General features: G+C 73.2%; 5 protein-coding genes. 1 reads left to right on the top strand and 4 read right to left on the bottom strand.

Features of this window, described 5'->3' with window-relative positions:
• Positions 1-174: 174 nt before the first annotated feature.
• The 4 genes from ACF1BH_RS30820 to ACF1BH_RS30805 form a co-directional block, all read right to left on the bottom strand.
• On the bottom strand, positions 175-1491 hold the full coding sequence (locus tag ACF1BH_RS30820; RefSeq protein ID WP_391647726.1) for a hemolysin family protein: 1317 nt from the start codon (positions 1489-1491) through the stop codon (positions 175-177).
• A 12-nt stretch (positions 1492-1503) separates the two neighbouring features.
• On the bottom strand, positions 1504-2001 hold the full coding sequence (ybeY, locus tag ACF1BH_RS30815) for an rRNA maturation RNase YbeY (protein ID WP_391647725.1): 498 nt from the start codon (positions 1999-2001) through the stop codon (positions 1504-1506).
• Between the two features lie 75 nt (positions 2002-2076).
• The gene (locus tag ACF1BH_RS30810) at positions 2077-3078 is read right to left on the bottom strand and encodes a PhoH family protein (RefSeq protein ID WP_391647723.1); all 1002 of its coding nucleotides are present in this window, start codon (positions 3076-3078) and stop codon (positions 2077-2079) included.
• Positions 3079-3265: 187 nt separating this feature from the next.
• Entirely contained in the window at positions 3266-4414 is a 1149-nt protein-coding gene (locus ACF1BH_RS30805; protein ID WP_391647722.1) for a carbohydrate kinase family protein, read from the bottom strand.
• A 105-nt stretch (positions 4415-4519) separates the two neighbouring features.
• Between ACF1BH_RS30805 and ACF1BH_RS30800 the strand changes: the two genes are divergently transcribed.
• Entirely contained in the window at positions 4520-5866 is a 1347-nt protein-coding gene (locus ACF1BH_RS30800) for a 6-phospho-beta-glucosidase (RefSeq protein WP_391647721.1), read from the top strand.
• Positions 5867-6137: the final 271 nt, after the last annotated feature.

The raw sequence follows: 6137 nt of genomic DNA, 5'->3' as shown, positions 1-6137 counted from the left end.
TCGCCGTGGCGGGCGGGGGGTGGGGCCCCCCGGTGGGCGGGGGGGGGGGGGGGGGGGGGGGGGCGGGCCCCCCCCCCCCCGGGCAACCGGCGGCAGTCCGAAACACCACCCCCGCCCCCACCACAGCACCGACACCCCGCGTCGGCACCACCGCACCGACACCACCGCCCCCGCTCAGCCCTCCGTACCGCCCCCGCCGCCCTCCCGAACCGGCTCACACAGCACCGTGACGATCTTGTTCCGCCGCCCGGCCGGGGACTCCGCCGTGAGCCGCAGCCCCGTGAGATCCGGGTCCGCGGCTTCGTCGGAGAGGTCGACGACGGCCGTGGCACCGGCGATCGGGACCCGGCCCAGCAGCTTGGCCAGCAGACCGCCGACCGTTTCGACGTCCTCGTCGTCCAGCTCCGCGAGGCCGTACAGCTCGCCCAGGTCGCCGATGTCGAGGCGGGCGGTGACGCGGTAGCGGTCGTCGCCCAGTTCCTCGACGGGCGGCAGCTCCCGGTCGTACTCGTCGGTGATCTCGCCGACGATCTCCTCCAGGATGTCCTCGATGGTGACGATCCCGGCCGTGCCGCCGTACTCGTCGATGACGACCGCGACGTGATTACGGTCCCGCTGCATCTCCCGCAGCAGGTCACCCGCGTTCTTGGTGTCGGGTACGAAGACGGCGGGGCGCATCGCGGAGGAGACCAGTTCGGTCTCGGCGTCGCGGCTGACATGGACCTTGCGGGAGAGGTCCTTGAGGTAGACGACGCCGACGATGTCGTCCTCGTTCTCGCCGGTCACCGGGATGCGGGAGAACCCGGAGCGGAGCGCGAGGGTCAGCGCCTGGCGGATGGTCTTGTACCGCTCGACGGAGACCAGGTCCGTGCGCGGCACCATCACCTCCCGCACCAGCGTGTCGCCGAGCTGGAAGACGGAGTGCACCATGCGGCGCTCCTCGTCCTCGATCAGCGACTCCTTCTCCGCGAGGTCGACCAGCGCCCGCAGCTCCGCCTCGGAGGCGAACGGGCCCTTGCGGAAGCCCTTGCCCGGCGTGAGCGCATTGCCCAGCCAGATCAGCAGCTGCGGGACCGGGCCCATGATCCGGGCCAGCGGCAGCAGGACGTAGGCGGCGGCGGTCGCGGTGTTCAGCGGGTGCTGGCGGCCGATGGTGCGCGGCGAGACGCCGACCGCGACGTACGAGACGAGCACCATCACGGCGATGGCGACGGTCAGCGCCTGCCAGGTCTCCTCGAAGGAGCGCAGGCAGGCGTAGGTGACGAGGACCCCGGCGGCCATCTCGCAGCCGACGCGGACCAGCAGCGCGACGTTGAGGTAGCGGGTCGGATCGGCGGCGACGGCGGCGAGCCGGTCGCTGCCGCGGCGGCCCGAGCGGACCGCCTCCTCGGCGCGGAAGCTGGTCGTCCGGGCGAGGCCCGCCTCGGCGCAGGCGGCGAGCCAGGCGATCACGACGAGCAGCACCGCGACCGCGATGAGTTGCGTGGTCATGACGGCGCCCGGTCAGGACACGGTGGGGGCCGGGGAAGGGCCCGTCAGCCCCCGCTCGGCGCGCCAGCCGTCGATGATGGCCGCCTGGAGGCCGAACATCTCGGCCTTCTCGTCGGGCTCCTCGTGGTCGTAGCCGAGGAGGTGCAGCACGCCGTGGACGGTCAGGAGCTGCAGCTCCTCGTCCATGGAGTGGCCGGTCGGGGCTTCCTCGCCCTGCTTCTCGGCGACCTCGGGGCAGAGCACGATGTCGCCGAGGAGGCCCTGCGGGGGCTCGTCCTCGTCCTTGGCCGGCGGGCGCAGCTCGTCCATCGGGAAGGACATCACGTCGGTCGGGCCGGGGAGGTCCATCCACTGGAGGTGGAGCTGCTCCATCGCCTCCGCGTCGACGACGATCACGGACAGCTCGGAGAGCGGGTGGATGCGCATCCGGGCGACGGCGTAGCGGGCGACGTCGAGGATCGCCTGCTCGTCGATGTCCGTGCCGGACTCGTTGTTGACGTCGATCGACATGGGAGGTGTGACTTCTCGCTTCTGATGGGTGCCGGGCCGGCCGCGGATGAGCGCGGCCGGCCCGGCGCGACGGCGTCAGCCGCCGTTGCGGCTGTCGTACTTCTCGTAGGCGTCGACGATACGGCCCACGAGCTTGTGGCGGACGACGTCCTGGCTGGTGAGGCGGGAGAAATGGACGTCGTCGACGCCCTCCAGGATCTCCTGCACCTGGCGCAGCCCGCTCTTGGTGCCGCCCGGCAGGTCGACCTGGGTGACGTCACCCGTGATGACGATCTTCGAGTCGAAGCCGAGGCGGGTGAGGAACATCTTCATCTGCTCGGGGCTGGTGTTCTGCGCCTCGTCGAGAATGATGAACGCGTCATTCAGGGTGCGGCCACGCATGTACGCGAGCGGCGCGACCTCGATCGTCCCGGCGGCCATCAGGCGCGGGATGGAGTCGGGGTCGAGCATGTCGTGGAGCGCGTCGTAGAGCGGCCGCAGATACGGGTCGATCTTCTCGTAGAGGGTGCCCGGCAGGAAGCCGAGGCGTTCGCCCGCCTCGACGGCGGGGCGGGTCAGGATGATGCGGTTGACCTGCTTGGCCTGGAGCGCCTGGACCGCCTTCGCCATGGCGAGGTAGGTCTTGCCGGTGCCCGCGGGGCCGATGCCGAAGACGACGGTGTGCTTGTCGATGGCGTCGACGTAGCGCTTCTGGTTGAGCGTCTTGGGGCGGATGGTGCGGCCGCGGTTGGAGAGGATGTTCTGCGTCAGGACCTCGGCCGGGGTCTCGCTGCCGTCGCCGTCGGCGCCGTTCACACGCAGCATCGCGATGGAGCGTTCCACGGCGTCCTCGGTCATCGGCTGGCCGGTGCGGAGCACCAGCATCATCTCGTCGAAGAGGCGCTGGACGAGGGCGACTTCCTCGGCGTCGCCGACGGCGGTGACGTCGTTTCCGCGGACATGGATGTCGGTATCGGGGAAGGCCTTCTCGATCACGCGGAGGAGCGCGTCCCCGGATCCCAGGACCGTCACCATGGGGTGCTTGGCCGGGACGGTGAACTGGGCGCTCGCCTGCTGGTGCCTGGGTGTCTGCGTCATGGGTCGGCGCTGTGGCCTGCTCAACCCCTGTCCTTTGCCGATAGCTGATGAGCGGTGCGTATGGCCGTACGGCTCAGCTCCTACGGTCTCCAGAGTACGACGGGGCACCGACAACACCGAAAGGCTTTACGAAGACCGAAGCGGCGGGCGGGAAGGGCCCCGCCCGCCGCTTCGCGCCGTCGCGCGCCTACGCCGGGCGCCGGAAGCCGATCGTGGGAACGGCGCGGGCCGGCGGGGCGCAGTGGCCCGGTGCGGGCAGCACGGCGTCGAGGAAGGCGTAGCGGTCGCGGAGCGCGCCGGTGGCCGGGTCGCCCTGGGCGCGGACCTGCTGCCACCAGGCGAAGATCTCGGCCCAGCCGGGCGCCGCGAGGGAGCCGCCGAACTCCTGGACGGAGAGGGCGGCGGTCAGCCCGGCGAAGGCGAGCCGGTCGGCGAGCGGCCAGGCGGCGAGGGTGCCGGTGACGAAGCCCGCGACGAAGACGTCACCGGCGCCGGTCGGGTCCAGCGCCTCCACGGCGATGGCGGGCACCTCGGCGCTCTCGCCGGTGCGGCCGTCGACGGCGCAGGCGCCCTCGGAGCCCATGGTGACGACGGCGAGCGGTACCCGCTCGGCGAGCTTGCGGGCCGCGGCGCGCGGGTCGGAGGTGCGGGTGTAGCGCATCGCCTCCTCGGCGTTGGGCAGGAACGCCTCGCAGTGTTCGAGCCCGTCGAGGTCGGCCGGGTCCCAGCGGCCGGTGTCGTCCCAGCCGACGTCGGCGAAGATCCGGCTGCCGCGGGCGGCGGCGCAGCCCAGCCAGTCCTCGGGGCGGCCGGGCACCAGCGAGGCGACGCAGGCGCGGGAGGGCGGCGGGCAGCCGGGGGCGTGGCCGCCGTCGAAGGCGGTCTCCGGCGGCGGCGCCTCGTGGCCGTGCGAGACCATCGTGCGCTCGCCCTCGTACGCCATGGAGACGGTGACGGGGGAGTGCCAGCCGGGGATGGTGCGGGAGTAGGTGAGGTCGATGCCCTCGCCGTGGCTGAGCGCGTCCCAGCAGTACTCGCCGTACATGTCGTCGCCGAACGCGGCGGCGAGGGAGGTGCGCAGGCCGAGGCGGGCGAGGGCGGTGGCCATGTTGGCGACGCCGCCGGGGCTGGAGCCCATGCCGCGGGCCCAGGACTCGGTGCCGCGCACCGGCGCGGAGTCGAGGCCGGTGAGGATGATGTCGAGGAAGACGGTGCCGGTCAGATAGACGTCGGTGGCCGGGTCGCCGTCGGCGCGGAGGGGGGCGAGCGGGTCGAGGACCGGCGCCGGGGCGCCCTGCCGTACGGGCTGTTGCTGTGGTCGCGGCCTTGCGCTCACCGTGCTCGCCTCTCTCCCGCCGGTCCGGTCGCGGTGGTTCCCTCGCGTGCGTCCCCGTCCCGGTGGTGCCGACAGTGTGCCTGATGCCGGTGTACGTTCCGGCCCATGAGGCTCACGATTCTCGGTGGCGGCGGATTCCGGGTGCCGCTGGTGTACCGCGCGCTGCTGGACGATCCCGCACGCGCGGTCGACGAACTGACCCTGTACGACACCGATCCGCAGCGGCTGGCGGTGATCGGCGACGTCCTGGAACGGCAGGCGCAGGGGCATCCGGCGCCGGTGCGGGTACGGCGGGCGGCGACGCTCGACGCGGCGTTGACCGGTGCGGACTTCGTGTTCTCCGCGATCCGGGTGGGCGGCACCGCGGGCCGGGTGCGCGACGAGCGGATCCCGCTGGCCGAGGGCGTGCTGGGCCAGGAGACGGTGGGCGCCGGCGGGGTGCTCTACGGGCTGCGGACGATCCCGGTGGCGCTGCGGATCGCGGAGCGGGTGGCGGAGCTGGCGCCGCGCGCCTGGGTCATCAACTTCACCAACCCGGCGGGGATGGTGACGGAGGCGATGGCCGAGGTGCTGGGCGGGCGGGTCATCGGGATCTGCGATTCGCCGGTGGGGCTGGTGCGGCGGGCGGCGCGGGCGGCGGGCGTGGACGGCGCGGCGTTCGCGGCGGGCCGGGTGACGTACGACTACACGGGCCTCAACCACCTCGGCTGGCTGCGGTCGTTGACGCTGGACGGGCGGGAGCTGCTGCCGGGGCTGCTGGCGGATCCGGCGGCGCTGGGCTCGTTCGAGGAGGGGCGGCTGTTCGGCGCCGAGTGGCTGGCGGCATTGGGCGCGCTGCCCAACGAGTATCTGCACTACTACTACTTCCGCCGGGAGACGCTGGCGTCGGTACGGGACGCCGCCGAGACGCGCGGGGAATTCCTCGACGGGCAGCAGGGCGGGTTCTTCGCGCGGGCGGCACGGGCGGGCGGTCCGGAGGCGGCGTACGCGCTGTGGGAGGCCACCCGGCGCGAGCGCGAGGAGACGTACATGGCGGAGAGCCGGGAGGCGAGCGGCGGTTGGCAGCGCGACGCCTGTGACCTGGAGGGCGGCGGGTACGACCGGGTGGCGCTGGCGCTGATGCGGGCGCTCTCCGGCGGCGCCGACGGTGCGGGCGGGCGGCTGATCCTCAATGTGCGCAACGGGACGACGGTGCCGGAGCTGGCGCCTGACGCGATCGTGGAGACGGTGTGCGAGGTGGGGCCGGACGGCCCGGTGCCGCTGCCGTGTGCGCCGCTGCGGGCCGATCAGTTGGGGCTGATGCTCCAGCTCAAGGCGGTGGAGCGGGCGACGGTCGAGGCGGCCGTCCGCAAGGACCGTGAGGCGGCGCTGCGGGCGATGGCGCTGCACCCGCTGGTGGATTCCCCGGCGGTGGCCGCGCGCATTCTGGAGCGGGCGGCCGGGGTGGGGTGAGGGCCGGGCGGGGTTGGTGGGGCGGTTCTCGTCCAGTTCCTCTCGCGGCCCGCGGTGGGGCGGATCTCGTCCAGCCCCGCTTCCGGCCCGCGGTGGGGCGGATCTCGTCCAGCCCCGCTTCCGGCCCGTGGCGGGGCGGATCTCGTCCAGCCCCGCTTCCGGCCCGTGGCGGGGCGGATCTCGTCCAGCCCCGCTTCCGGCCCGTGGCGGGTGCGGTGGTGGGGTCGGGGGTGGTGTTACGGACTGCTCCGCTTTACGTCCGTAACACCAC

It is taken from the genome of Streptomyces sp. NPDC014733, assembly GCF_043083385.1.
In the GTDB taxonomy this organism is placed as follows: Bacteria; Actinomycetota; Actinomycetes; order Streptomycetales; family Streptomycetaceae; genus Streptomyces.
Note: the sequence above shows the minus strand (reverse complement) of the source record. Positions and strands in the feature narration are given on the sequence as shown.